Here is a 23376-nt window from a genome sequence, read left to right as displayed (position 1 = left end):
CCAACTGTTTAGAACACTATAATTCCTAAACACTAGGTCTCAACACAGGACGGATCATGGACTTGAAGATCGAGGGCAGGACAGCGCTGGTGTTCGGCGCGGGCGGCGGGCTGGGCAGCGCGATCGGCCGCCAATTGCTCGACGAAGGCGCCAATGTCGTGTTTGCCGATATCGACCAGGAAGCGCTGCAGCGCGTGTGCGCCGGCCTGGACGACGCCGGCCGGCGCGCGCTGCCGCTGCAATGGGACCTGGGCGAGCTGGGCATCATCGGCGAACGCCTGCAAGCCATCGCCGCGCGCTTCGGCACGGTGGACATCCTGGTCAACAACACGGGGGGCCCGCCGCCCACGCCAGTCTCGGGCCAGGCGCCCGAACTGTGGGCGCGGAAATTCCACGAAATGGTGCTGTCGGTCATCGCGATCACCGACAGCGTGCTGCCCGGCATGGTCGGCCAGGGCTGGGGCCGGATCATCACCTCGGCCTCCTCGGGCGTCATTGCGCCGATCCCCAATCTCGGCCTGTCCAACGCCCTGCGCATGACGCTGGTCGGCTGGTCCAAGACGCTGGCCCGCGAAGTGGGCCGCCATGGCATCACCGCCAACATCGTGGTCCCCGGGCGCATCGCCACCCCCCGCATCGCCTACCTGGACCAACAGAAAGCCGCTCGCGAAAAGCGCCGGGTCGAGGACGTAGCGGCCGAGAGCACGGCCGGCATCCCGGTCGGCCGCTATGGCCTGCCCGAGGAATACGCCGATGCCGTGGCCTTTCTGGCAAGCCGGCGCGCCGCCTTCATCACCGGGTCCGTCCTGCGCGTGGACGGCGGAATGATCAACAGCATCTGACCCCCCTTTCATCAACACCACACGGCCACCGTCGAGGACCTGCCACATGAAAATCACCGAAGTAAAGGCCCATGCACTGAGCACGCCGATTCCCGAGCGCATGCGCGTCGAGTCGGGCGCCGGACTGAAGCTGAACCGCCAGATGATCCTGGTGGAGGTGCGCACCGATGAGGGCGTGACCGGCGTAGGCTCGCCGTCCGGTCCCTACGACCTGGCCGTGCTCAAGCGCGCCATCGAGGACGTGATCGGTCCGCAGCTGATCGGCGAAGACCCGGCCAACATCAATTACCTGTGGCACAAGGTCTTTCACGGCGAGGTGTCGCGCAACCTGGGGCACCGCTCGGTAGGCATCGCCGCCATGTCGGGCGTGGACATCGCCTTGTGGGACCTCAAGGGCCGCGCCATGAACCAGCCCATCTACCAGCTGCTGGGCGGCAAGTTCCATACGCGCGGCGTGCGCGCCTACGCCAGCTCCATCTACTGGGATCTCACGCCCGACCAGGCGGCCGACGAACTGGCCGGCTGGGTGGAGCAAGGCTTTACCGCCGCCAAGCTGAAGGTCGGCCGCGCACCGCGCAAGGACGCGGCCAACCTGCGCGCCATGCGCCAGCGCGTCGGCGCGGACGTGGAAATCCTGGTCGACGCCAACCAGAGCCTGGGCCGCCACGACGCGCTGGCCATGCTGCGCATTCTCGACGAGGCCGGCTGCTACTGGTTCGAGGAACCCCTGTCCATCGACGACATCGAAGGCCACCGCATCCTGCGCGCGCAGGGCACGCCGGTGCGCATCGCCACCGGCGAGAACCTCTACACGCGCAACGCCTTCAACGACTACATCCGCAACGACGCCATCGACGTGCTGCAGGCCGACGCCAGCCGCGCCGGCGGCATCACCGAGGCGCTGGCCATCTCGGCGTCGGCCGCCTCCGCGCACCTGGCATGGAACCCGCACACCTTCAACGACATCATCACGGTGGCGGCCAACCTGCACCTGGTGGCGGCCTCGCCGCACCCTGCCATGTTCGAGTGGGACATCACCCACAACGACCTGATGACCAGGCTGGCCAGCTACGACCTGAAACTGGAGAACGGCCTGGTGCAGCCGCCGCAGGGCCCCGGACTGGGCTTCGAGATCGACTGGGATTTCGTCGCCGCGCATGCCTGGAAGGGCGAACCCGCCATCGGCGCCGGACACGGGATGAAGAAATGAGCCTCATCGACTGGAATTCACTGCCCAAGGCCGCGGGCATGCGCGCCGGCTCGGTGCGCCAGGCGGTCTGCGCCGAGCAGATGTCGGCCGTGCGCGTCGAGACCGCGCCCGATGCGGCGTTCGACGGCAAGACACATTGGCACGACAACGAACAGATGCTGGTCATGATCTCCGGCGAAGTCACGCTGGTGATCGACGACCAGACCGTGGTCTGCCGGCCGGGCGACCTGGTGTTCTTTCCCCCCGGCTCGCGCCACGCCGCCACCGCGGTGGGGCCGCAAGGCGCGGTGTACTACGAGATATTCGCCCCGGCGCGCTGTGACCAGCTGCCGGGCTGGATAGGAAGCAGCGTCTTGCGTTACTAGCCCGGGCGGCGGCCGGCGCCCGGTTGCGAGGACGCCGGCCGCGCCCCCCCCAAAGGAGACAACCATGCACAGGCTCATCAGAAGCACGCTACTTGCCGCAACCCTGGCCGCGCTCGGCCCGGCCCAGGCCCTGGCCGCGGATACCGACGGCTACCCGCAGGGGCCGATCAGCTACGTCGTGCCGGCTCCGCCCGGCGGCCTGATCGACACCATGGCCAGGACCGTGGCCGAAACCATGGGGCGCGAACTCAAGCAGCCGGTCGTCATCGAGAACAAGCCCGGCGGCAACACCAACATCGGCATCGCCTACGTGGCGCGCGCCAAGCCCGACGGCCTGACCTGGCTGGCGGTATCGTCGACGCTGGCGGTCAACGCCACGTTGTTCAAGCAGTTGCCGTTCGATCCCGAGAAAGACCTGATCCCCGTCGCGCTGTTCGCCACCACGCCCATGGGCATGGCCGTGCCCGCCAACTCGCCCTACGGCAACGTACAGGACATCATCAAGGCGGCGAAGTCCGGCAAGGTGCTCAACGTCGGATCCAGCGGCTTCGGCACCCCGCCGCACCTGGCCCTGGTGCTGTTCCAGCGCCTGACCGGCGCGAAGTTCAACCACATTCCCTACAAGGGCGGCGCGCCATCGCTCAATGACCTGGTCGGCGGCCAGCTCGACCTGATCTTCACCACCCTGAGCGAGTCGCGCTCGTTCATCCACGCCGGCCGCCTGAAACTGCTCGCGGTCAGTTCCAGCGAACGGGTCAAGGAGTTTCCCTCGGTGCCGACGACCGGCGAGCAGGGCCTGCCGGACATGCTGATCGCAGGCTGGACCGGGCTCATGATGCCGGCCGGCACGCCCGCCCCCATCGTCGACAGCATCTCCGCCAAGCTGGTCGCGGAAGTGGCCAAGCCCGCCATGAAGCAGAAGCTGGAAGACCTGGGCTACGTGGTCGCGCCGCAGGACCACGCCCGATTCACCCGCTTCTACCGCGACGAAATCCGCAAGTGGGGAGACGTGATCATCCAGGAAAACATCGAGCGCATGTAACCCCCCCTACCCGGGTGCCTGTCCCCGCACGGGGGACAGGCACCCGCTGACTTTCCGCCTGCCCCCACGCGGGACAGGCACCCGCTGACTTTCCCTTCCTCAGCGCGCCGCCCTCGGGCTGGCCGGCGTTTCGGTATAGCCCAGCTTGCGCGAGATATCGCTGGCGCAGGCATGCAGCCGGGTGGCGATCTGTCCATCCCAGTCGCTGTCGAATGTCGCCGACGGGCCCATCACCAGCAGGCCGGCGGCGATGTGCCCCATGGAATCGAAGACAGGCGCGCAAAAGGCGTCGATGCCCGGGATGGGGCTGCCCAGCGTGCGGGAGATGCCGCGGCTGCGGATCTCGGACAGCTGGCGCTCGTAGTCTTCCTGGGCGGGGCGGCTTTGGTGGCGCGACCCGAAGTGCACGCCCATGGGGTCGGCCTCCAGCACGCGCGACACCACCTTGGCCGGCAGGTAGGCGGCGAACAGGCGGCCGGTGGCCGTATGCACCAGCGACATGACCGTGCCGATGCGCAGGTTCACGTGCAGCGGATGCGCCGGCTCTTCCAGCCTGATCAGCGTAGGCCCCAGATTGCCCCACACGACCAGGCCGGTGCCATGGCCGGTTTCGGCCGCCAGGTCGGCGATGGCCTGCGAGGCTTCGCGCACCGGATCGAGGCGATGCAGCTTGGCCAGCCCCAGCTCCAGCGCCAGGTGGCCCAGCTCGTACAGGCCGGACGCCGGATCGCGCGCCACGAAACCCACTTTCATGAAACTGACCAGATAGGGGTGGACCTTGCCGGGCGGCATGTCGCATTCCTGCGCCAGCTCGGTCAGCCCGGCGGGGCGGCCGAACTGGGCCAGGGCCTGCAGCACCCGGCTGCCCAGCTCCACCGACTGGATACCACGACGGTTCTTTTCCAATTCACATCCTCTCGAAGGCCGGGCTGCGCACGGCGGCCGGCGGCGGGGATCAAGGGTAAACGCCAATATTATCACTTCGACAATTATATATAGTTAACGCATAACTAATCACTTAGACTTTAACTAAACATGAGCGTACATCTCTCCGGGGCCGGCCTACCCGCCGCCGTCGACGTGGTCGTCATCGGCTCGGGCGCCTCGGGCATGGCCACCGCCGTCACCGCGGCCTTTCATGGCGCCCAGGTCGTGGTGCTGGAGAAGGCCGACAAATTCGGCGGAACCACGGCGCGTTCCGGGGGATGGCTGTGGATACCCGGCACGCCGCTGGCCACGGCGCTGGGCATCGACGAGCCGGCCGGCGCGGCGCGCGACTACATCGCGCACGAAGCGACCACCCACTTCGACGCCGCGCGCACGCAAGCCTTCCTGGAGAACGGCGGCCGGGCGGTCGAATTCTTCGCCCGCCATACCCAGGTGCAGTTCGACATGCCGCGCAGCTTTCCCGACTATCACGCGGAAGCGCGCGGCGGCCAGGCGGGCGGCCGCTCCATGGTCACGCGCCCCTACGACGGGCGCGAACTGGGCCAGGCCATCGCGCACCTGGCGCCGGCGCTGCCCGAGCTGATGGTGCTGGGCATGATGCTGGCCTCCGGCGACGAAATCCGTCACTTCACCCGCGCCTTCCGCTCGCTGGCGTCGTTTCGCTATGTCGCGGCGCGCCTGTTGCGCCAGGCGCGCGACGTGCTGCGCCACGGCCGCGGCATGACGCTGACCAACGGCAATGCCCTGGCGGCCCGGCTGGCCAGGTCGGCGCTGGACCTGGACGTGCCGATCCACCTGCGCTGCCGCGCGCGGTCGCTGCTGGTCGAGAACGGCCGGGTCGCGGGCGTGCGGGTCGACACCCCGGAGGGCGAACGCACGGTGCGCGCCCGCCGCGGCGTGGTGCTGGCCTGCGGCGGTTTTCCGCACGATCCCACGCGCCAGCAGGCGCTGTTTCCGCATGTCGCGCGCGGCCAGGGGCATTACTCGCCGTCACCCTCCACCAACACCGGCGACGGCCTGGCGCTGGCCGAGACGCTGGGCGTGCGGGTGGACGCAACGATTCCGCACGCCGCGGCCTGGACGCCCGTGTCGCGGCCCACGCGCCGCAACGGCGAACAAGGCGTGATGCCGCATTTCATCGACCGCGCCAAGCCCGGGGTGATCGCCGTGACGCGGCAAGGCCGCCGCTTCGTCAACGAAAGCCTGTCGTACCACGACTTCGCCATCGCCATGATGCAGGCATGCCAGGACGACGACGAGGCCACGGTCTGGCTGCTGTGCGACCACGCCACGCTGCGGCGCTACGGCCTGGGCCGGGTCGCGCCGTTCCCGGTGCCCTATGGCCGCCACCTGCGCGCCGGCTACCTGCGCCGCGCGCCCACCATTGCCTCGCTCGCCGCGCAGATCGGCGTGAACCCGCGCGTGCTGGCCGCCGAGGTCGAGCGCTTCAACCGCGACGCCAGCAACGGCGCCGACACGGCATTCGGCAAGGGCACCACCGCCTACAACCGCTTCCAGGGCGACGCGCTGCACGGCCCCAATCCCTGCCTGGCGCCGCTCGAACAGGCGCCGTACTACGCGATCCAGCTGTTCGTCGGGGACATCGGCACGTTCGCCGGGCTGCCCACCGACGCACATGGCCAGGTGCTGTACCCGGACGGCCGCGCCGCCGACGGCCTGTACGCGGTGGGCAACGACGCGGCCAGCATCATGGGCGGCAATTACCCCGGCGCGGGCATCACCCTGGGGCCCGCGCTCACGTTCGGCTACGTGCTGGGCAGGCACCTGGGGCAACGCCAGCCAGCCGCCCGGTCCGCCGAACCCGCCACCGCGGCCATGGCGTAAGGGCCTGCGGTTCGCCACCCATCACCGCCACCACGCTTTTCACGAGATGCCGGATCGACCGGCCCAGGAGGACACATGAGACACTCGCTACGCATCGCCGTGCTCGCGGCCAGCGCCTTGCTGGGCGCCGTCGGCCCCGCGCACGCCTACCCCACCAAGCCCGTCACCATCGTGGTGCCGTTCCCGGCGGGCAGCCAGACCGACATGGTGGCGCGCATCGCCGGCGCCGAGCTGGAGCGCCGGCTCGGCAAGCCCTTCGTGGTGGAGAACAAGCCGGGCGCCTCCGGCTCGATCGCCGCCAAGTACGTGGCCGACAGCGCGCCCGACGGCTCGACGCTGCTGCTCACGACCGCCGCGATCCAGGCCATGAACAAGAGCCTGTTCAAGCAGCCGTCCTACGACCCGGTCAAGGACTTCACGCCGGTGGCGCAAATCGCCACCACGTCCATGATGCTGATGACGCGGCCCGATTTTCCCGCCGACAATGTCGAGGAGCTGGTCGCGCTGGCCAGGAAGGACGGCAACGCCATGTCCGCCGGCTACGGCTCGTCGGGCGCGCAGATCGCCCTGGCGCTGTTCCAGGCGCGCGCCGGCACGGATGTGCTGGCCGTGCCGTACAAGGGCATCCCCAACGCCGTGACCGACGTGATCGGCAAGACCATCACCTTCACTTTCGTGGACGTGGGCAACGCGCTGCGCTTCCAGCAGGGCAAGCAGCTCAAGCCGCTGGCCATCGCGTCGGCCCGGCGCTCGCGCCTGGCGCCGTCGGTGCCGTCGCTGTCCGAATCCCTGAAGGACTACAACATCACCAGCTGGTATGGTCTGGTCGGCCCCAAGGCCATGCCCGACAGCGTGGCCCAGTCGCTGGCGCAGGCGCTGCAGGCCAGCCTGGCCGATGCCGCCACCGTGGAAAAACTGGCGGTGGCCGGCGTCGAACCCGCATACATGCCGCCGGCGCCGTTCGGCAAGCACATCGAGCTCGAAGTCGACAACTGGGCCAGGCTGGTCCAGCTGGCGCGCATCGAGCCGCAATGACCGCCGGGTCCTTCCCCGCCCCAACCCTTCACCATTCACATTCATAGAGCGCCATGAAAATCATCGACTTTCGCCTTCGTCCGCCCGCCATGGGCTTTCTCAACGCCCGCATCTACACGCGCCCCGACATCCGCAACCGGTTCACGCGGCAACTGGGCTTCGAGCCGGCGCCCTCGGCCGAGGAAAAATCGCTGGAGCTGATGTTCGAGGAAATGGCCGCCGCCGGCATCGAGCAGGGCGTGTGCGTGGGCCGCAATTCCAGCGTGCTGGGCTCGGTGTCCAACGCCGACGTGGCCGCCGTGGCCAAGGCGTATCCGGACAAGTTCCATCCCGTGGGCTCGATCGAGGCGGCCACGCGCAAGGAAGCGATGGCGCAGATGCAGGAAATCCTGGACCTGGGCATCCGCATCGTCAACCTGGAGCCGGGCGTCTGGGCCACGCCCATGCACGTGGACGACCGCCGCCTCTATCCGCTGTATGCCTTCTGCGAGGACAACGGCATTCCGGTCATCATGATGACCGGCGGCAACGCCGGCCCGGACATCACCTACACCAACCCCGAGCACATCGACCGTGTGCTGGGCGACTTCCCGGACCTGACCGTGGTCAGCTCGCACGGCAACTGGCCCTGGGTGCAGGAGATCATCCACGTGGCGTTCCGGCGCCCCAACCTGTACCTGTCGCCGGACATGTACCTGTACAACCTGCCCGGCCACGCCGACTTCATCCAGGCGGCCAATTCGTTCCTGGCCGACCGCATGCTGTTCGGCACGGCGTATCCGATGTGCCCGCTGAAGGAATACACGGAGTGGTTCCTGACGCTGCCGATCAAGCCCGACGCGATGGAGAAGATCCTGCACGGCAACGCCGAACGGCTGCTGGCGCAGGCCGGCCGCTGAAGGCGCCTCGCCGGCATGTGAACGCGCCGCCCTCGGGCGGCGCGCCGGCGTTCATTCGACCCGCATCTTGCCGATGTCCGGCGCGAACGCCTCGGCCGGATGCCTGGCGACCGCGCGGCACAGCAGCTCGGACATGCCCTTGGCCAATTGCTTGTTGGACCAGTTGCCCGAATCCGAGAACCACTTCGGCACCCAGTTGACCGCGCCGAATATCGAGAAGATGGCCAGCTTGGGATCGCAGGGGATGACGCTGCCGTCCTCGATGCCCTCGCGCACGAAGCCGCGCAGCTTGGCCTCGAAGCGGTCGCGCTGCTCGACGATCTTGGCGCGGTCCTGCGGCTCGAGCGCGTGTTCCTCGGTGATGATCACGCAGCGGCTCATCTCGCTCAGCGTCACCTGCAGGTATTCGCGCACCGCCATCTGCAGCTTGTCCAGCCCGCTGCCGCCTTGCCGCTCGGCGGCCTCGATCGCTTCGAAGCCCACGCGCAGCGCCTCGGCGAACGCTTCGAACAGCAGCGCGTGCTTGTTGGGAAAATAGTGATAGAGCGCGGCCTTGGTCACCCCAAGGCTGGTGGCGATGTCGCCCAGCGATGTCGCGTGGAACCCTTTCTGGTTGAACGCAGCAATGGCCTCGCGCAACAGCGCTTCGCGCTTCAATTGATGCATGGCCTTGCGCGTGGGCACTGCGTTATTCCATGTCGCCACTGATCGAGTCCTCCCGGTGAGTTACGTGGACCGGTCGCATATTTAACTTTTTTTCCTGGTCAGGTACAACTCGGTAAGCGTTCCCTCGTACGCCTCGGCCGCGAAGGCCAGGGTTTCGGACAAGGTCGGATGCGGGTGTATGGTCAGCGCGATGTCGCCCGGTTCGGCGCCCATCTCGATGGCCAGCGCGGCCTCGGCGATCAGGTCGCCGGCCTGCGGCCCCACCATGCCCACGCCCAGCAAGGCGTGCGTGGCCGGGTCCACGAGGATCTTGGTCAGGCCCTCGCCGCGTCCCAGGCTGAGCGCGCGGCCGCTGGCCGCCCACGGAAAAGCGGCTTTCTCGTAGGCAATGCCGTCGCGCTGCGCCGCGGTTTCGGTCAGGCCCACCCAGGCCACCTCGGGATCGGTGTAGGCCACCGCCGGAATCACCCGCGCGTCGTTGGCCACGCGCATGCCCGCCGCGGTCTCGGCGGCCACCTTGCCTTCATGGGCGGCCTTGTGCGCCAGCATGGGCTCGCCCACCACGTCGCCGATGGCGTAGATGTGCCCGACATTGGTGCGCTGCTGCGCGTCGACGCGGATGAAGCCGCCCTCGTCGACCCGCACGCCGGCGCGCTCGGCGTCGATGGCCGCGCCATTGGGCCGGCGGCCCGCGGCCACCAGCACCTGATCGTACACCTGCGGGCCGGGCGCCTGCGGGCCTTCGAAGCCGACATGGATGCCGTCATCGCGCGCCTGGGCCGCGCTTACGCGCGTGCCCAGCAGGATGGCCTCGTAGCGGCCGGCCACGCGCTGCGCCAGCGGCTTGACCAGGTCGCGGTCGCAGCCCGGCAGCAGGCCGTCGGTCAGCTCGACCACCGTCACGCGCGCCCCCAGGGCCGCATAGACCGTGGCCAGCTCCATGCCGATGACGCCGCCGCCGATCACCAGCAGGCGCCGGGGAATCTCCTTGAGCTCCAGCGCGCCGGTCGAATCCATGATGCGCGGGTCGTCGGGCAGGAACGGCAGGCGCACCGGGCGCGAACCGACCGCGATGACGGCCTGCCTGAACGCCACGCGGGAACCATCGGATACCGCCAGGCTGTGCGGGCCGTCGAAGCGTCCCGTGCCGGTCACCACCTGCACCTTGCGCTGGCGCGCCAGCCCGCCCAGGCCGCCGCACAGCTTGGCCACCAGCGCCTCCTTGTGTGCACGCAGCTTGTCCAGGCGTATGCGCGGCTCGCTGAACTCGATGCCCAGCTCGCTCATGGCGCGCGCCTCGTCCAGCGCCTTGGCGCAATGCAGCAGCGCCTTGGAGGGGATGCAGCCCACGTTCAGGCAAACGCCGCCCAGGGTCGGACGCTGCTCCACCAGCACCACGGAAAGCCCCAGGTCGGCGGCGCGAAACGCAGCGGTATAGCCGCCGGGTCCGCCGCCGAGCACGAGCAAGTCCGTTTCCATCGTCGAAGCCATGTGCCGCCTTTTCCTTCTACTCTGTTGATACGGGGCGGGCCTTGCCCGCGCCGAGGTAAGCGCTGGAGAGATCGCCGCCCGCGCCGCTGGCCAGCTGCTCGCGCGTGCCTTCGAACACGGTCTGTCCATGCTTGAGCACATAGCCGAAATCGGCCACGCGCAGCGCCAGGCTGGCCATCTGTTCGCTCAGCAGCACCACGCGTCCGCCCTGCGCGCAGTATTGCTTGATGAAATCGAAGATCTGCGAGACGACGATGGGCGCCAGGCCCAGCGAGGGCTCGTCCAGCAGCACGCAGCGCGGCTGGTGCAGCGTCGCCATGGACAGGATCAGCATCTGCTGCTGGCCGCCGCTCAGCGTGCCGGCCTTGGCGCCGCGCCGTTGCTCCAGGATGGGGAAATTGCCGTAGACGCTTTCCAGGGCCGCCTTGAAATTGCCCTTGGGCTTGCGGAAATGCCAGGCGGTGATCAGGTTTTCCTCGACCGTGTGCTGGTGGAAGATGCGCCGTCCCTCCATGGCGTGCGCGATCCCGTGGCGGGCGCGCTCGTGCGGCGGCATGCGGGTGATGTCGACGCCGTCGAGCAGGATCTGGCCGCCCCGGGCCGGCGTGACCCCGGAAATGGCGCGCATCAGCGACGACTTGCCGGCGCCGTTGGCGCCGATGAGCGCGGTGATGCCGTCGGGTTGCGCCGTCAGGGTGACGCCGCGCACGGCATCGATGGCGCCATAGCTGACCTGCAGGTTGCGGACTTCAAGCATGAGCGGGCTCCTGCGCGCCAAGATAGGCCTGGATGACGGCCGGATCGGCGCGCATGCCGTCCATGTCGCCCCGGTAGATTTCATCGCCGGCCTCGAACACCACGACGTCCTCGGCCAGCTCGGCCAGGAAATCCATGTGATGGTCGATCACCATGACGGCCACGCCGTGGTCGCGCGCCAGGCGCACCAGGCCGATGAGGTGGCCGGACTCCAGCTCCGACAGGCCGGCGGCCGGTTCGTCCAGCAGCAGCAGTTCGGGGTCGCTGGCCAGCGCGCGGGCGACCTCGGCCAGGCGCTGGATGCCATAGGGCAGCTCGCTCATGATCGCGTCGGCGTGCTCGGACAGTCCGGCCGCCTGCATGAGGGCGTCGACCTGGCGCAGGAAGGCCGCTTCCTCGCGCCGGGCGCCGGCCGTATTGATCGCCGCGGCCAGCGCGCCATGGCGGTAGCGGCGGTGGGCGCCCATCAGGATGTTCTCGCGCACCGTGAAGCTGGGCACGTTGCGCGGATCCTGGAAGGTGCGCGTGATGCCGGCCTGGGCCACCTTGTGGGACGGCCAGCCCGCGATGTCCTGGCCCTTGTACAGGACGCGGCCCGAGGTCGGCCGGTAGATGCCGCTGACGACGTTGACCAGCGTGCTCTTGCCCGAACCGTTGGGGCCGACCAGCGCGGTGATGCTGCCGGCGTGCAGGTCGAGCGAGACGCCGGCCAGCGCGCGCAGGCCCGCGAACTCCATGACGACCTGTTCGACCCGGATCAGGGGCTGGGCCGCTTCGCGCCGCGCATGCGGCGGCCGCTCGCCCAGCGGCGCCGCCGGCTGCCCGGCGACGGCCCGGCGCAGCTGGTCGTACTTGCTGTAGCGCGTCTGCGTGCCCAGCAGCCCGGCCAGCCCACGCGGCAGCAGCGTGAAGATGAACACCAGGATCAGGCCGTAGACGATGTACTGGTAATCGTTGAAGGCCTGCAGCTTCTGCGGCAGGTAGGTGAACAGCACGGCGCCGTACACCTGCCCGGCCAGCGAACCCAGGCCGCCGACGATGGACATCACCAGGATCTCGATCGAACGCATCAGGCCGAAGCTCTCGGGCGTGAGATAGCCGATCATGTGCGCATAGAAGCCGCCGGCCAGTCCCGCCAGGCCGCCGCTGATGGCGTAGGCGGCGCGCTTGACCGCCGCCTGCGAAATGCCCAGCGAGCCGGCGGCGATTTCGCTGACGTGCACGGCGTAGAACGCCCGGCCGTAATGGCTTTTGACGAAGTTGCGCAGCATCAGCATGACCACCAGCAGCACCGCCAGCAGGATGCGGAAATACGCCACCGTATCGATGCTCCAGCCGAAGATCTGCAGCGTGCCGATCTGCGAGGACGGGATGCCGCGCATGCCCATCACTCCGCCGGTCACGCCGCGCAGCTCGCGCGCCAGTTCGTAGACGATCAGGCCGAAACCCAGCGACATCATCGCCAGGTAGAACTCGCGCACCCGGCCCGCCGGCCCGGCCAGCAGGAAGCCCACGCCCGAGGCCACGATGGTGGCCATGGCCAGCGCCACGGGAAAAGGCACGCCCCAGGATTTCAGCGCAATGGCGCTGACGTAGGCGCCGATGGCGAAAAAGCCCGCATGCCCCAGGGAGATCTGGCCGTTGATGCCGGTCAGCAGGTTGATGCCCTGGGCCAGCAGGATATTGATGATGACGAAGCTCCACATCTGCACCGTGCCGGTGTCGGCATGGCCGGCGCCCACGGCCAGCGCAATGGCCAGCACGCCCAGCGTCCAGGAGTTCGTCAGGAGTTGTCCTAGCAGTTTCATCGGCCTCACACCTTCACGGTTTCACGCTTGCCGAACAAGCCCTGCGGGCGAATCGTCAGCACGCCAATCAAGAGCACGAACGCCACCACCTCGGCGGCGGCGGGCGAGACGTAGCCGCCCACCAGCTTCTCCATGATCCCCAGGATCAGGCCGCCGACCAGCGAGCCGAACGCGCTGCCCATGCCGCCGACCACGGCCGCGACGAAGGCGAGAATCAGGAGATGCAGGCCGAAGTTCGGATCCACGGTGCCGGAGACCTGCGACACCAGGATGCCGGCGATGCCCGCCAGCACGCCGCTGACCAGGAACGAGAACACCACCACGCGGTACACCGGTATGCCCATCAGGGCCGCCAGGTCGCGATCGTGCGCCACCGCGCGCACCCCGTAGCCCCAGATGGAATGCCGCAGGAACAGCTCCATCAGGCAGACGATCATCACGCTGATGACGAACACGGCGATGTACTGCAGCGAGATATAGGCGCCCATGAACTCGACGGTATCGGCGCTGCTGAACAGCACGTCGGGGAAAGCGACCGCCTGGGTGCCGAACAGCCAGCTGGCCATCCCCTGCAGGAAGATGCCGATGCCCAGCGTGGAGACCACCCAGCCCATGCTGCCGGACATGCGCCGCATGGGCCGCACGCCGACCAGCTCGACGATCCACAGGATGAAGGCGGTGACGAGCAATGAAACGCCCACCGCGAGAAACACATTGACGCCGGCGCCGACCATGACCGCGGTCAGCATGGCGCCTGCCATGAGGACGGACCCCTGCCCGAAATTGAGCACGCGGGTCGTCCAGAACGTCAGGTTCAGGCCCAGCCCGATCAGGGCATAGACCGCGCCGACGCTCAGTCCCGAAACTATCATCTGGATAAAGAAATCCATACCACCCTCATCCCTCTGGCGCTGTGGCTGGGTCCGGCGCGGCCCCGCGCCGGCCGGACCCGCCGCCGGTTATTGCGCGATCGGCTCGAGCCGGATCTTGTCGCCCTTCTTGACGTACTCGAACACCTTGACCCCATCGGTCTCGATGCCGTGGTGGCGTTCCTTCGAGAAGGTGTAGGCCGTGTTGACGCCCTGGTAGTCCTTGATCGACTCGATGGCGGCGATGACGGCCTTGGGATCGGTCGAGTTGGCCAGGCGGATGCCTTCGAACAGGATGTTGGCCGCGTCATAGCCGTTGGAGACCGAGATCGCCATGAACAGCTGCGGATTCTCGGGATCGTTGCCCCACCAGCGGTCGGTGCCGTACTTGGCCTTGTAGGCCTTGGCGAAGTCGGCCGCGGGCGCGCGCATCGGGTTGCCGAAGGCGCCGATCATGGTGCCCAGGGTGCCCAGCGTGAGTTCGCCGGCGCCTTCCTGGTACGGCTGGCCCAGCGCGCCGTTGGAGGCAACCAGGGGCACGTTCACGTTCAGGCGGGCCATGGTCCGGCGCAGCACGGCCAGGTCCTTGCCCAGGCCGATGGCCGCGATGGCGTCCACGTTGGCGCGCTTCATGCGCGCCACCTGGGCCGTCATGTCCTGCGCGCCCTGGTTGTACGAATCGGTGGCCACCGGCTTGGCGCCGCCGTTCTTGGCGATGGAGGCGGCCAGGTAGTCGACGCCGGTCACGCCGTAGGCGGTGCTTTCGTGGATGATGCCCACGCGCTTGAACTGCTTGGCCAGGTACTCGCCCATGGCCACGGCCTCGATGTCGTTCTGCAGCGCGAACGAGAACACGTTCGGGCGCGGCTTCTCGCCGGTCTTCTCGCCCGGGTAGGTCACCACCGGCGTCTGCGCGATGGGGTTCATGTAGGGCCGGCCGTCGGCCTGGACCATGTCGATCACGGCCAGCGTGGGGCCGCTGCCGGCCGGGCCGATGATGCCGACGATGTCCTTGTTGTCGAGAATGGCGCGGATGTTCTGCACCGCGCGGTCGGGATTGAGCTGGTCGTCGAGCAGCATGGCGATCTCGATCTTCTTGCCATTGATGCCGCCCTTGGCGTTCCATTGCTCGACGGCAAGCTCGACGGCGCGCCGGTTGCCCTCGCCGAATTCGTTATACGGGCCGGTCAGGGCCGAGGTCATGCCGATCTTGATGGTATCGGCGGCCAGGGCGGCGCCCGAAGCCAGCACGGCGGCGGCGACCGCCAGGCAAGTCGTTGATTTCCTGTACCAAGACATATTGTCTCCTCCTAGAGAGTTTCGAACATCGTTGCGTCGTGCCCCGTGTCCCCGGGGCTTGTTTCCTGACCCGGTCAACGGGCGGTCTGGATCGTGCCGAAAGCGGCCAGCACATCGCCCAGGTCGGCGTGCGGCAAGGCCTGGGCAAATTTCTCGATATGGTCGTAGGCGGACGGCGCCACGCCGGTCTCTTCGCCGATGCGGCGCACCAGCGCCGACACGCCGGCCCTGTCGTAGCTGTATTCGGTGTGGTCCGTATGCATCTGCACCACCACGGGTTCGGCCCGTCCGTCCACGTCGGCCTCGATGCGGCAGGACAGCAGGCCCAGCGCCGGATCGGCCAGCGGCCGGATGCGGGGAATCAGGCCCAGCACGCCGGCGTCGTCGAACGCCGTCATGTGGGCGATGGTGGGCGCGCCGTGCAGCAGCGTGGTGGCCACGCAGAACTGGATGCTCATCAGCGTGCCCGACACGCTTTCGAAGGGGCCTTCCTTGTCCATGCCGGCGTAGCCGACCACCGTGGGGTTGAGGTGGATGCGCACCGCCCGGACGGCGTCGGCCTGCCCGCCCAGCTGCTCGCGCAGCGCCAGGCTGGCGCGCACCGGCGTCTGGTTGAGCGCGCAGACGGGATAGGGCTTGAAGGTGACTTTGAGTATGGACCAGTCCTTGCCCAGCTGGCCGGCGATGGCGTCGACGTCGCACTCGGTCCTGACGAAGGCGCGCACGAAGCCGCTGCGCCCCTCGAAGGCGCCGGCGGCCGATACCGAGCCGCTGGCGGCCAGCGTGGCGGCCGCCAGGCCGTTGCGCCCGGCCATGCCGACCTGGTAGCGCCACTCGTCGGTGCCGTCGCCGAACGACTGCAGGATGCCGCCGGCGAACGAGGCCGCGTTGGCCAGGGCGGCGGCGGTCCGGTCCTCCGGCAGGCGCCACAGGCGGGCGGCCGCGGCCGCCGCGGCGACGGTGCCGTACAGCGGCGAGGCGCGCAGGCCGGCGGCCGTGGTCAACGGCGAATAGGCGGCCTCCAGCGCGCCGCCCACTTCATAGCCGGCCACCAGCGCGGGCAGGAAATCCTCGATACGGCCTTCGCCGCGCTCGACCAGCGCGGTCAGCAAGGGCAGCAGGATGGCGCCGAAGTGCGCCACGCCGCAGGTGTCTTCCTGCGCACGGCCATGGAACAACGCCGCATTGGCCAGCGCCGCGCCGGCCACCGTGCTGCGGCGGCCGCTGCCCAGCAGCGTGGCGCCGTCCTCGCGCTCGCCGTCCATCGCCAGCACGGCGCGTTCGGCCACGCCGAAGAACGGCGTGGGATGGGAACCCAGCGCGATGCCGTAGCCATTGAGCACGCAGGCGCGCGCCTTGTCGAGCGCCGGCGCCGGGATGGTGTCGAGTTCGAGGTTCGCCGCAAACCGGGCGAATCGTTGTGCCAGGGTCATGGGATGTCTCCGTGTTCGGTGCGTTCGATGCGGCGGCATGGCGCCGCCTGCCCGTTGTCCTAACCGTTGTATTCGTCGCGCAGCACCCGCTTGAGCACCTTGCCCGACGGATTGCGCGGCAGTTCGGCCACCACCTTCAGTTCGCGCGGCACCTTGAAACTGGCCAGGCGCTGGCGGCAGTGGCGGTCGATCTCTTCCAGGGTCAGCGTCTGGCCGGGGTTGAGCACCACCACGGCGGTGATGCGCTCGCCCCATTTGTCGTCGTGCACGCCGATCACGGCCGCCTCGGCGATCTGCGGCAGCTCGTACAGCGCCGCCTCGACCTCGCTGGACGCCACGTTCTCGGCGCCGGTCAGGATCATGTCCTTGGTGCGGTCGGTGACGAACAGGAAGCCTTCCTCGTCCAGGTAGCCCACGTCGCCGCTGCGCAGCCAGTCGCCGTAGAACGCCTCGGCGGTCTTCTCCGGCGCGTTCCAGTAGCCCTTGGTGACCTTGGGGCCGCGCATGCAGATCTCGCCCTTCTGGTTGGCCGGCAGCCAGCCGCCCGCGCCGTCGGCAATGCGGATCTCCACGTGCGGCAGGGCGCGGCCGGTCGAGCCGATCTTCTCGATCTCGCGCCCGGCTTCCATCAGCGTGTCGCCGCTGCAGGTTTCCGTCATGCCGAACCCGTCGACGAAGCGGCCGCGCGTGAACACCCGCGTGAAATCGCGGATGCGCGACTCCGGCGTCTTCTCGCCGCCGGCGATGCACCAGGCGAAGGTATCCAGGTCGAAGCGGTCCGGATCCGGCACTGTCAGCACCCGGCTGAGCATGACCGGCGCCATCCAGCCGCAGGTCAGGCGATGGCGCTCGATCGAGGCCAGCACCGCTTCCGGGTCGAACTCGCGGTGCACGCACAGCGTCCCGCCCACCCACAGCACCGCGATGCCCGGCAGGTCGAACGCGCCGACGTGATACAGCGGCCCCACCACCAGCAGCTTCTCGCTGGCCGTCAGCCCCAGCGCGATCACATGGTCGATGGATTTCCAGTGGAGGTTGCCGTACGAGTGCATCACGCCCTTGGGCCGCGACGTGGTACCCGACGTATACATCAGGCGCACCAGGTCGGTTTCCGCCACGGCGGCCTGCGGCGGGATCTCCAGGCCGGGCTGGCCCAGCCGGCGCGAATCGGCCTGGGCCTGCGCGTCGATGACGATCTTGGGCGTCTCCAGCGCGACGATGGCGTCGAACTCCTCGTCCACCAGCAGCAGCTTGGCGCCGGCGTCGCCCAGGATATAGGCAGCCTCGGGCGCGGCCAGCCGGTAGTTGACCGGCAGGAACACCGCCCCCAGGTAGCTGGCGGCGAAGGCCAGCTCCAGGAAAGCCGCGCTGTTCTTCATGAACAGCGCCACCACGTCGTTCTGGCCGATGCCGCGCGCGTGCAGCATGGCTGCCGCCTGGAGAATGCGCTGGTGGAATTCGGCGTAGCCGATCTCCTGGTCGCGGTAGACGATGGCCGCCTTGTCGGGCGTGCGCCGGGCGTGGAAGGCAATCGAGGCGCTCAGATTGAACATGATGGGTGGTCTCCGTGGATGTGCGGATCGTTTGCGCGGGTGGCGGCCGGGGCCGGTCCCGCGTCGCGTTTCTGGGTGCTCAGTATGACTTGGGCATGCCAAGATCGTGTATGGCGATGTAGTTCAGGATCATCTCCTCGGACACCGGCGCGAACTTGAACAGGCGCGCGTCGCGCCACAGGCGTTCGACGTGGAATTCGCGTGCGTAGCCCATGCCGCCCATCGTCTGCATGCTGCGTTCGATGGCGTGGCTGGCCGCCTGCGATCCGATCAGCTTGGCGATGTTGGCCTCGGTGCCATAGGGCAGCCCCTGGTCGCACAGCGCCGCCGCCTTCAGGTTCATCAGGCGCGCGCACTGCAGCTCGGCATGCGACTGGGCCAGCGGAAACTGCAGGCCCTGGTACGAACTGATGGGCTTGCCGCCGAACACCTTGCGGTCGTTGGCGTACTGCACCGCCAGCCGCTTGGCCAGCCGGCCCGCGCCGATCAGGCTGGCCGTGGTGACGATGCGCTCGGTATTGAGCACGTCCAGCAGCTCGCGAAACCCCTTGTCCAGCGTACCCACCAGCTCGTGCGGCTCGATGCGCACGTTGTCGAAGAACACCGAGCAGGCGCTCAGGGTCTGGGTGCCGACCTTGTCAATGGCCGAATAGCTCAGCCCTTCGCGCTCGACGTCGATGATGAACATCGATATGCCGTCGCTGGGCCGCGCCCCCTCGGCCTGGCGCGAGGTGCGCGCCACCACCAGCATCTTCTGCGCGGCGTCCACCGCGGTGATCCAGATCTTGCGGCCGTTCAGGCGCCAGCCGCCGGCGGGCTCGGCCTCGGCATAGCTCTTCATGGCCAGCGTGTTGGTGCCGGCGTCCGGCTCGGTCAGCGCCATGCAGAAATTCATCTTGCCGCCGACCAGGGCCGGCAGCAGCTCGCGCTTCATTTGCTCGCTGCCGAACTTCGAGATGGGCACGCCGCCGAAGATGGGGTTGATCATGAACAGCTGGCCCAGGGTCGCGCCGCCGCCGCCGGCCGAGAGCTCCTCGACGATCAGGGCCAGGTCCAGCATGCCCAGGCCCGAACCGCCATGCTCCTGCGGCAGGGCCGCGCCGGCCAGGCCGGCGTCGCAGATGGCCTGCCAGCACTCCTGCGGAAACGCCTTCCTGCGGTCCAGGTCGTGCCAGTAATCCACACCGTAGTCCTCGCCGATGCGGCGCGCGGTCTCGACGATCAGCTTCTGCTCGTCCGAAAGCGAAAAATCCATGGAAACTATCCTTTGGTATGGGGTCGGTTGCGCAACAGCCGGTACGGGTCTTGCAGCAGGTCGATGACGTGATTGAGGAACGCCAGCGCGCTGGCGCCGTCGTGCAGCCGGTGGTCGGCGGCCAGCACCAGGCCCATCTCGCGCCGCAGCGCCGGGGCGCCCTGCTCGTCGGGCCGGAACAGCTCGCGTATGCTGCCCACGCCGAGAATGGCCGATTGCGGCGGGTTGATGATGGGCGCCATGTATGTCACGTTGAACATGCCGGCGTTGGAAATGGAAATCGCGCCCCCGCTCATGTCTTCGCGGGTGGCCTTGCCGGCGCGCACCCGGCCCAGCAGGGCGCCGGATTGCGCGGCGATGTCGTCCAGCGAGGCATGGTCCAGCCCGTGGAGCACCGGCGCCATCAGGCCGCGCTCGGTCGAGACCGCCACGCCCACGTCGATGCCCTGGAACTGGACGATGTGGTCGTCGTTCCAGATGCGGTTCTGGTGCGGCATGGCCGCCAGCGCGCGCGCCACCGCCGCGATGACGAAGTGGTTGAGCGTCAGCCGCGGCGCGTCGGCCTGCGCGTTCAGGCGCTGGCGCAGCGCCAGCAGCGCGCTGACCTCGGCCTCGGCCGAGAGGTAGAAATGCGGCACCTGCTTGGCCTGCGTCATGCGCCGGGCCATGGACTGCACCAGCGCGCTGGCCTCGATGCGCTGTTCGCCGGCGGCAGGCGCCAACGACGCGCGCGCGGCTGGCGCAGGCGAAGCCGCATCCCGCGGCGCAACCGGCAAGGCCGGCGGGGCCTGGCGCACGTCGGCGGCCTTGATGCGTCCGCCCGGCCCGGAACCGCTGACCTGCGCCAGGTCCAGGCCGGCTTCGCGCGCCAGGCGCCGCGCCAGCGGCGTGGCCACGACGCGCCCGCCGCGCGCGGGTTCGCGCGCCGCGGCCGGCGCGGCCTCGGCGGCCGGCTGCGGCGCCGGCGCCGGCGGCGCGTCGGCCAGGTCGTCCGCGCCCTGGCCGGGCCCGGTCCAGCGCGCCACCACGGTGCCCACCGGCACCGTCTCGCCGGCGGCGACCAGGATCTCGGCCAGCGTGCCGTCGGCCTGCGCGACAATCTCGTTGGCGACCTTGTCCGTCTCCACCACGAACAGCGAATCGCCCGCCTTGACCTCGGCGCCGCTGGTCACGCTCCACTCGATCAGCATGCCTTCGGTCATGGTCAGGCCCAGCTTGGGCATGAGCAGGTCGTTCAACTGGCTCATGGCCTACTGTCCGGTAAAGCGCGCGGCGCGCTTTTCGAGGAAGGCGCCGATGCCTTCGTGGGCGTCGCGGGTATCCAGCACCAGGCCGATCATGGCCTGCTCGTGCGCCAGCGCGTTGGCCAGCGGCATGTCGGCGCCGTCGCGCAGGGTGCGCTTGAGCAGCTTGAGCACCAGCGGCGACTTGGCGGCGATCTGCCCGGCCAGCGCCAGCGTTTCGGCCATCAGGTCGGCCGCCGGCACCGCGCGGTTGGCCAGGCCGATACGCACGGCGTCGGCGGCGCTGATGCGCCCGCCGGTGAACATCATTTCCTTGGCCTGGCACGGCGAGATCTGGCGGATGATGCGCTGCGTGCCGCCCGCGCCCGGGAACAGGCCCAGGTTCACCTCGGTCAGCGCGATGGCGGCGTTCTCGGCCACGATGCGCAGGTCCAGGCACAGCAGCAGCTCGGTGCCGCCGCCCAGCGCCCAGCCATTGACCGCGGCGATGGTGGGTTTGTCGCTGGTCTCGAAGCGGCGGAACACGCGATGGATGTCCTCGGCGAACTCCTGGTAGTGGGCCAGGCCCTGGCGCGAATTCAGGTCGACCAGGTCGCCGCCGGCCACGAACGACTTCTCGCCCGCGCCGGTCACGACGATGACGCGGCACTCGGGGTCGGCCTCCAGCGTGGTCAGCGCGCGCTCCAGTTCGAGCAGGGTCGGCGTGTCCAGCGCGTTGTGCAGCTTGGGACGGTTGATGGTAATGATGCCGACGTGGTCGCGGACTTCGGTGAGTATGCTTTGTTCGCTCATGGTGTCTCCAGTATTCAGGCGCACAGCTTGCGGGCTGCGGCGATGATGTCGGCCTCCTGCGGCTGGTATTGCGCTTCCAGCGACGGCGCGAAGGGCACCGGCACGAAAGGCGCGGCCACGCGGACGATGGGCGCATCCAGTTCGTCGAAACCGATGTCGGCCATGCGCGCGGCGATCTCCGCCCCCACGCCGAAAGCCTCCACGGCCTCGTGCACGATCAGCAGGCGGTGCGTGCGCTGGAGCGAAGCCAGCACGGCCGCCTCGTCCCAGGGCTGGATGCTGCGCAGGTCCAGCACCTCGGCCTCGATCCCGTCGCGCGCCAGCGCCTCGGCGGCGCGCTCCACCTTGTGCACCATGGCGCCGTAGCTCACCACGGTGAGGTCGCGGCCGGCGCGCGCGACGCGCGCCTGGCCCAGCGGAATCGGCCCGGCGTCGTCGGGCACTTCGCCCTTGGCGGCATACAGCGCCTTGTTCTCCACGAACACCACGGGGTCGGGATCGCGGATGGCGGACTTCAACAGGCCATAGGCGTCGGCCGGATTGCTCGGGCAGACCACCTTCAGGCCGGGAATGTGCGCGAACCAGGCCTCCAGGCACTGCGAATGCTGGGGCCCGGCGCTGATGCCGCCGCCGTGCGGGGTGCGCACCACCATGGGCACCGAGGCCTGCCCGCCGAACATGAAGCGCGCCTTGGCGGCCTGGTTGACCAGCGCGTCCATGGTCAGCGTCATGAAGTCCATGAACATGATTTCCAGCACCGGCTTCAGGCCCGACAGCGCGGCGCCGACCGCGGCGTTGGCCATGGTGGCCTCGGAGATCGGCGTGTCGCGGATGCGGTCGGGGCCGAACCTGTCGTGCAGCCCGCGCGTCACGCCGAACGGGCCGCCGGCCTCGGCGATGTCCTCGCCGAACAGGAAGACCATGGGATCCTCTTCCATGCACTCGGCCAGTGCGCGGTTGATGGCGTGGGCAAATCGGAGTTCAGCCATGTCAGCGAGCCTCGGCTTGGGTGTAGACATCGGCGCGGGCGGCTTCCCACGCCGGCGGGCGGCCCTTGCGGGCCCGCTCGACCGCCTGGTCGACCTGCGCCTGGACCGCGTCGCGTACTTTCTGGCGTTGCGCCTGGTTCACCCCCTTGCTGTCGAGCACCGCCTCGAAGCGGGCCACCGGATCGTGTTCGTCCAGGCCGGAGATCTCGTCGCTGTCGCGGTACTTCTGCGGGTCGCCCTCGTAGTGGCCGCGCCAGCGGTGGGTGATGCACTCGAGCACGCGCGGCCCCTTGCCGGCGCGGATGTCGGCCACGGCGGCCTGCGCCGCGTCCATGACCGCCAGCACATCGTTGCCGTCGACCTTGGCGTGCGGAATCGAAAAGGCCGCCGACAGCTTGTCCAGCGGCGCGACGAATTGCTTGTGGGTGGGCGAAAACTCGGCCCAGCCGTTGTTCTCGCACAGGAAGAGCAGCGGCAGCTGCCACAGCGCGGCCAGGTTCAGGCTTTCGTGCAGCACGCCTTCGGCCATCGCGCCGTCGCCGAAGAAGGCCACCGCCAGCGCATCGGTCTTGCGCACCTGGTGCGCCAGCGCGCTGCCCAGCGCGATGGGGATGCTGGCGCCGACGATGGCGTTGGCGCCCAGCATGCCGATCGACATGTTGGCCACGTGCATCGAGCCGCCCCGCCCCTTGCAGATGCCCTCTTCGCGCGCCATCAGCTCGAGGAAGAAATCGTCCATGTCGATGCCCTTGGCCAGCGCGTGGCCGTGGCCACGGTGCGTCGAGGCCACCGTGTCGTCGGGCCGCAGCACCATGCCCATCGCGGCCGCCACGGCCTCCTGGCCGACGCTCAGGTGGATGAAGCCCGGCACTTCGCCATCGGCGAACAAGCGTCCGAGCCGCAGCTCCACCAGTCGGATGCCCAGCATGCGCTGGTACGCATCGAGCAACTGTTCTTTATTGGCGCGTGCCACCTTGCCTCCCTTGTAACAATCGTGCCTGGCCTGGCCGCGAACGGCCTGGAACAGCGCCGTTC

General features: G+C 68.8%; 21 protein-coding genes. 7 read left to right on the top strand and 14 right to left on the bottom strand.

Annotated elements, in window-relative coordinates; all coding sequences use genetic code 11:
• The first annotated feature begins 56 nt into the window (after positions 1 to 56).
• The 4 genes from EL288_RS01535 to EL288_RS01520 all read left to right on the top strand — a co-directional run bounded on the left by EL288_RS01535 (position 57) and on the right by EL288_RS01520 (position 3459).
• Positions 57 to 842: an SDR family oxidoreductase gene (locus EL288_RS01535; RefSeq protein ID WP_033449482.1), complete on the top strand. Its 786-nt coding sequence runs from the start codon at positions 57 to 59 to the stop codon at positions 840 to 842.
• A 46-nt stretch (positions 843 to 888) separates the two neighbouring features.
• The gene (locus EL288_RS01530; protein ID WP_003815495.1) at positions 889 to 2052 is read left to right on the top strand and encodes a mandelate racemase/muconate lactonizing enzyme family protein; all 1164 of its coding nucleotides are present in this window, start codon (positions 889 to 891) and stop codon (positions 2050 to 2052) included.
• Positions 2049 to 2417 (top strand): cupin domain-containing protein, encoded by a 369-nt coding sequence (locus tag EL288_RS01525; protein ID WP_003815496.1) that lies wholly within the window; start codon positions 2049 to 2051, stop codon positions 2415 to 2417. The genes EL288_RS01530 and EL288_RS01525 overlap by 4 nt, the downstream gene beginning before the upstream one ends.
• Positions 2418 to 2481: 64 nt before the next feature.
• A complete protein-coding gene (locus EL288_RS01520; protein ID WP_003815497.1) occupies positions 2482 to 3459 on the top strand; it encodes a Bug family tripartite tricarboxylate transporter substrate binding protein in 978 nt (325 codons plus the stop codon).
• A gap of 99 nt (positions 3460 to 3558) precedes the next feature.
• Here the strand turns inward: EL288_RS01520 and EL288_RS01515 are convergent, their stop codons facing one another.
• Positions 3559 to 4365, bottom strand: coding sequence for an IclR family transcriptional regulator (locus EL288_RS01515; protein WP_003815499.1), 807 nt, complete (start codon positions 4363 to 4365; stop codon positions 3559 to 3561).
• Positions 4366 to 4494: 129 nt separating this feature from the next.
• On the opposite strand from EL288_RS01515, the gene EL288_RS01510 reads away from it, so the two are divergent.
• From EL288_RS01510 to EL288_RS01500, 3 genes are all read left to right on the top strand, one after another.
• Positions 4495 to 6252: an FAD-dependent oxidoreductase gene (locus EL288_RS01510; protein WP_033456002.1), complete on the top strand. Its 1758-nt coding sequence runs from the start codon at positions 4495 to 4497 to the stop codon at positions 6250 to 6252.
• Positions 6253 to 6327: 75 nt separating this feature from the next.
• Positions 6328 to 7287 (top strand): Bug family tripartite tricarboxylate transporter substrate binding protein, encoded by a 960-nt coding sequence (locus tag EL288_RS01505; RefSeq protein WP_003817909.1) that lies wholly within the window; start codon positions 6328 to 6330, stop codon positions 7285 to 7287.
• A 53-nt stretch (positions 7288 to 7340) separates the two neighbouring features.
• A complete protein-coding gene (locus EL288_RS01500; RefSeq protein WP_003815505.1) occupies positions 7341 to 8186 on the top strand; it encodes an amidohydrolase family protein in 846 nt (281 codons plus the stop codon).
• Positions 8187 to 8237: 51 nt separating this feature from the next.
• Here EL288_RS01500 and EL288_RS01495 read toward each other — a convergent pair whose 3' ends face one another.
• The 13 genes from EL288_RS01495 to EL288_RS01435 all read right to left on the bottom strand — a co-directional run bounded on the left by EL288_RS01495 (position 8238) and on the right by EL288_RS01435 (position 23314).
• The gene (locus EL288_RS01495) at positions 8238 to 8852 is read right to left on the bottom strand and encodes a TetR/AcrR family transcriptional regulator (RefSeq protein WP_042145809.1); all 615 of its coding nucleotides are present in this window, start codon (positions 8850 to 8852) and stop codon (positions 8238 to 8240) included.
• A gap of 81 nt (positions 8853 to 8933) precedes the next feature.
• Complete coding sequence (gene lpdA, locus EL288_RS01490) at positions 8934 to 10343, bottom strand: dihydrolipoyl dehydrogenase (RefSeq protein WP_003815510.1); 1410 nt, start codon at positions 10341 to 10343, stop codon at positions 8934 to 8936.
• Between the two features lie 16 nt (positions 10344 to 10359).
• Entirely contained in the window at positions 10360 to 11100 is a 741-nt protein-coding gene (locus EL288_RS01485; RefSeq protein ID WP_015064875.1) for an ABC transporter ATP-binding protein, read from the bottom strand.
• Positions 11093 to 12907: a branched-chain amino acid ABC transporter ATP-binding protein/permease gene (locus EL288_RS01480; RefSeq protein ID WP_033452732.1), complete on the bottom strand. Its 1815-nt coding sequence runs from the start codon at positions 12905 to 12907 to the stop codon at positions 11093 to 11095. The genes EL288_RS01485 and EL288_RS01480 overlap by 8 nt, the downstream gene beginning before the upstream one ends.
• A 5-nt stretch (positions 12908 to 12912) precedes the next feature.
• Positions 12913 to 13797 (bottom strand): branched-chain amino acid ABC transporter permease, encoded by an 885-nt coding sequence (locus tag EL288_RS01475; RefSeq protein WP_003815515.1) that lies wholly within the window; start codon positions 13795 to 13797, stop codon positions 12913 to 12915.
• 69 nt (positions 13798 to 13866) lie between these two features.
• Positions 13867 to 15075, bottom strand: a complete 1209-nt coding sequence (locus tag EL288_RS01470) for an ABC transporter substrate-binding protein (RefSeq protein WP_003815516.1) — start codon at positions 15073 to 15075, stop codon at positions 13867 to 13869.
• A gap of 74 nt (positions 15076 to 15149) precedes the next feature.
• Positions 15150 to 16547: an MmgE/PrpD family protein gene (locus EL288_RS01465; RefSeq protein WP_003815519.1), complete on the bottom strand. Its 1398-nt coding sequence runs from the start codon at positions 16545 to 16547 to the stop codon at positions 15150 to 15152.
• Positions 16548 to 16567: 20 nt separating this feature from the next.
• Positions 16568 to 18061 (bottom strand): AMP-binding protein, encoded by a 1494-nt coding sequence (locus EL288_RS01460; protein WP_003817924.1) that lies wholly within the window; start codon positions 18059 to 18061, stop codon positions 16568 to 16570.
• Between the two features lie 79 nt (positions 18062 to 18140).
• Entirely contained in the window at positions 18141 to 19316 is a 1176-nt protein-coding gene (locus EL288_RS01455) for an acyl-CoA dehydrogenase family protein (RefSeq protein WP_003815523.1), read from the bottom strand.
• A gap of 5 nt (positions 19317 to 19321) precedes the next feature.
• Positions 19322 to 20563, bottom strand: coding sequence for a dihydrolipoamide acetyltransferase family protein (locus EL288_RS01450; protein WP_033455998.1), 1242 nt, complete (start codon positions 20561 to 20563; stop codon positions 19322 to 19324).
• Between the two features lie 3 nt (positions 20564 to 20566).
• Entirely contained in the window at positions 20567 to 21352 is a 786-nt protein-coding gene (locus tag EL288_RS01445; protein ID WP_003815526.1) for an enoyl-CoA hydratase/isomerase family protein, read from the bottom strand.
• A gap of 14 nt (positions 21353 to 21366) precedes the next feature.
• On the bottom strand, positions 21367 to 22341 hold the full coding sequence (locus EL288_RS01440; protein WP_003815527.1) for an alpha-ketoacid dehydrogenase subunit beta: 975 nt from the start codon (positions 22339 to 22341) through the stop codon (positions 21367 to 21369).
• A gap of 1 nt (position 22342) precedes the next feature.
• The gene (locus tag EL288_RS01435; RefSeq protein ID WP_003815529.1) at positions 22343 to 23314 is read right to left on the bottom strand and encodes a thiamine pyrophosphate-dependent dehydrogenase E1 component subunit alpha; all 972 of its coding nucleotides are present in this window, start codon (positions 23312 to 23314) and stop codon (positions 22343 to 22345) included.
• Positions 23315 to 23376 lie beyond the last annotated feature (62 nt).

Origin of the sequence: Bordetella bronchiseptica (assembly GCF_900636925.1) — a bacterium.
GTDB lineage: Bacteria > Pseudomonadota > Gammaproteobacteria > Burkholderiales > Burkholderiaceae_B > Bordetella > Bordetella pertussis.
The sequence above is the reverse complement of the archived record's forward strand: the minus strand, read 5'-3'. Positions and strand labels throughout refer to the sequence as shown.

Coding starts and splice junctions, on each gene's coding strand:
- EL288_RS01535 (WP_033449482.1), top strand. CDS start 57: ATGGACTTGAAGATCGAGGGCAGGACAGCGCTGGTGTTCGGCGCGGGC.
- EL288_RS01530 (WP_003815495.1), top strand. CDS start 889: ATGAAAATCACCGAAGTAAAGGCCCATGCACTGAGCACGCCGATTCCC.
- EL288_RS01525 (WP_003815496.1), top strand. CDS start 2,049: ATGAGCCTCATCGACTGGAATTCACTGCCCAAGGCCGCGGGCATGCGC.
- EL288_RS01520 (WP_003815497.1), top strand. CDS start 2,482: ATGCACAGGCTCATCAGAAGCACGCTACTTGCCGCAACCCTGGCCGCG.
- EL288_RS01510 (WP_033456002.1), top strand. CDS start 4,495: ATGAGCGTACATCTCTCCGGGGCCGGCCTACCCGCCGCCGTCGACGTG.
- EL288_RS01505 (WP_003817909.1), top strand. CDS start 6,328: ATGAGACACTCGCTACGCATCGCCGTGCTCGCGGCCAGCGCCTTGCTG.
- EL288_RS01500 (WP_003815505.1), top strand. CDS start 7,341: ATGAAAATCATCGACTTTCGCCTTCGTCCGCCCGCCATGGGCTTTCTC.
- EL288_RS01495 (WP_042145809.1), bottom strand. CDS start 8,852: ATGCATCAATTGAAGCGCGAAGCGCTGTTGCGCGAGGCCATTGCTGCG.
- lpdA (WP_003815510.1), bottom strand. CDS start 10,343: ATGGCTTCGACGATGGAAACGGACTTGCTCGTGCTCGGCGGCGGACCC.
- EL288_RS01485 (WP_015064875.1), bottom strand. CDS start 11,100: ATGCTTGAAGTCCGCAACCTGCAGGTCAGCTATGGCGCCATCGATGCC.
- EL288_RS01480 (WP_033452732.1), bottom strand. CDS start 12,907: ATGAAACTGCTAGGACAACTCCTGACGAACTCCTGGACGCTGGGCGTG.
- EL288_RS01475 (WP_003815515.1), bottom strand. CDS start 13,797: ATGGATTTCTTTATCCAGATGATAGTTTCGGGACTGAGCGTCGGCGCG.
- EL288_RS01470 (WP_003815516.1), bottom strand. CDS start 15,075: ATGTCTTGGTACAGGAAATCAACGACTTGCCTGGCGGTCGCCGCCGCC.
- EL288_RS01465 (WP_003815519.1), bottom strand. CDS start 16,547: ATGCCGCCGCATCGAACGCACCGAACACGGAGACATCCCATGACCCTG.
- EL288_RS01460 (WP_003817924.1), bottom strand. CDS start 18,061: ATGTTCAATCTGAGCGCCTCGATTGCCTTCCACGCCCGGCGCACGCCC.
- EL288_RS01455 (WP_003815523.1), bottom strand. CDS start 19,316: ATGGATTTTTCGCTTTCGGACGAGCAGAAGCTGATCGTCGAGACCGCG.
- EL288_RS01450 (WP_033455998.1), bottom strand. CDS start 20,563: ATGAGCCAGTTGAACGACCTGCTCATGCCCAAGCTGGGCCTGACCATG.
- EL288_RS01445 (WP_003815526.1), bottom strand. CDS start 21,352: ATGAGCGAACAAAGCATACTCACCGAAGTCCGCGACCACGTCGGCATC.
- EL288_RS01440 (WP_003815527.1), bottom strand. CDS start 22,341: ATGGCTGAACTCCGATTTGCCCACGCCATCAACCGCGCACTGGCCGAG.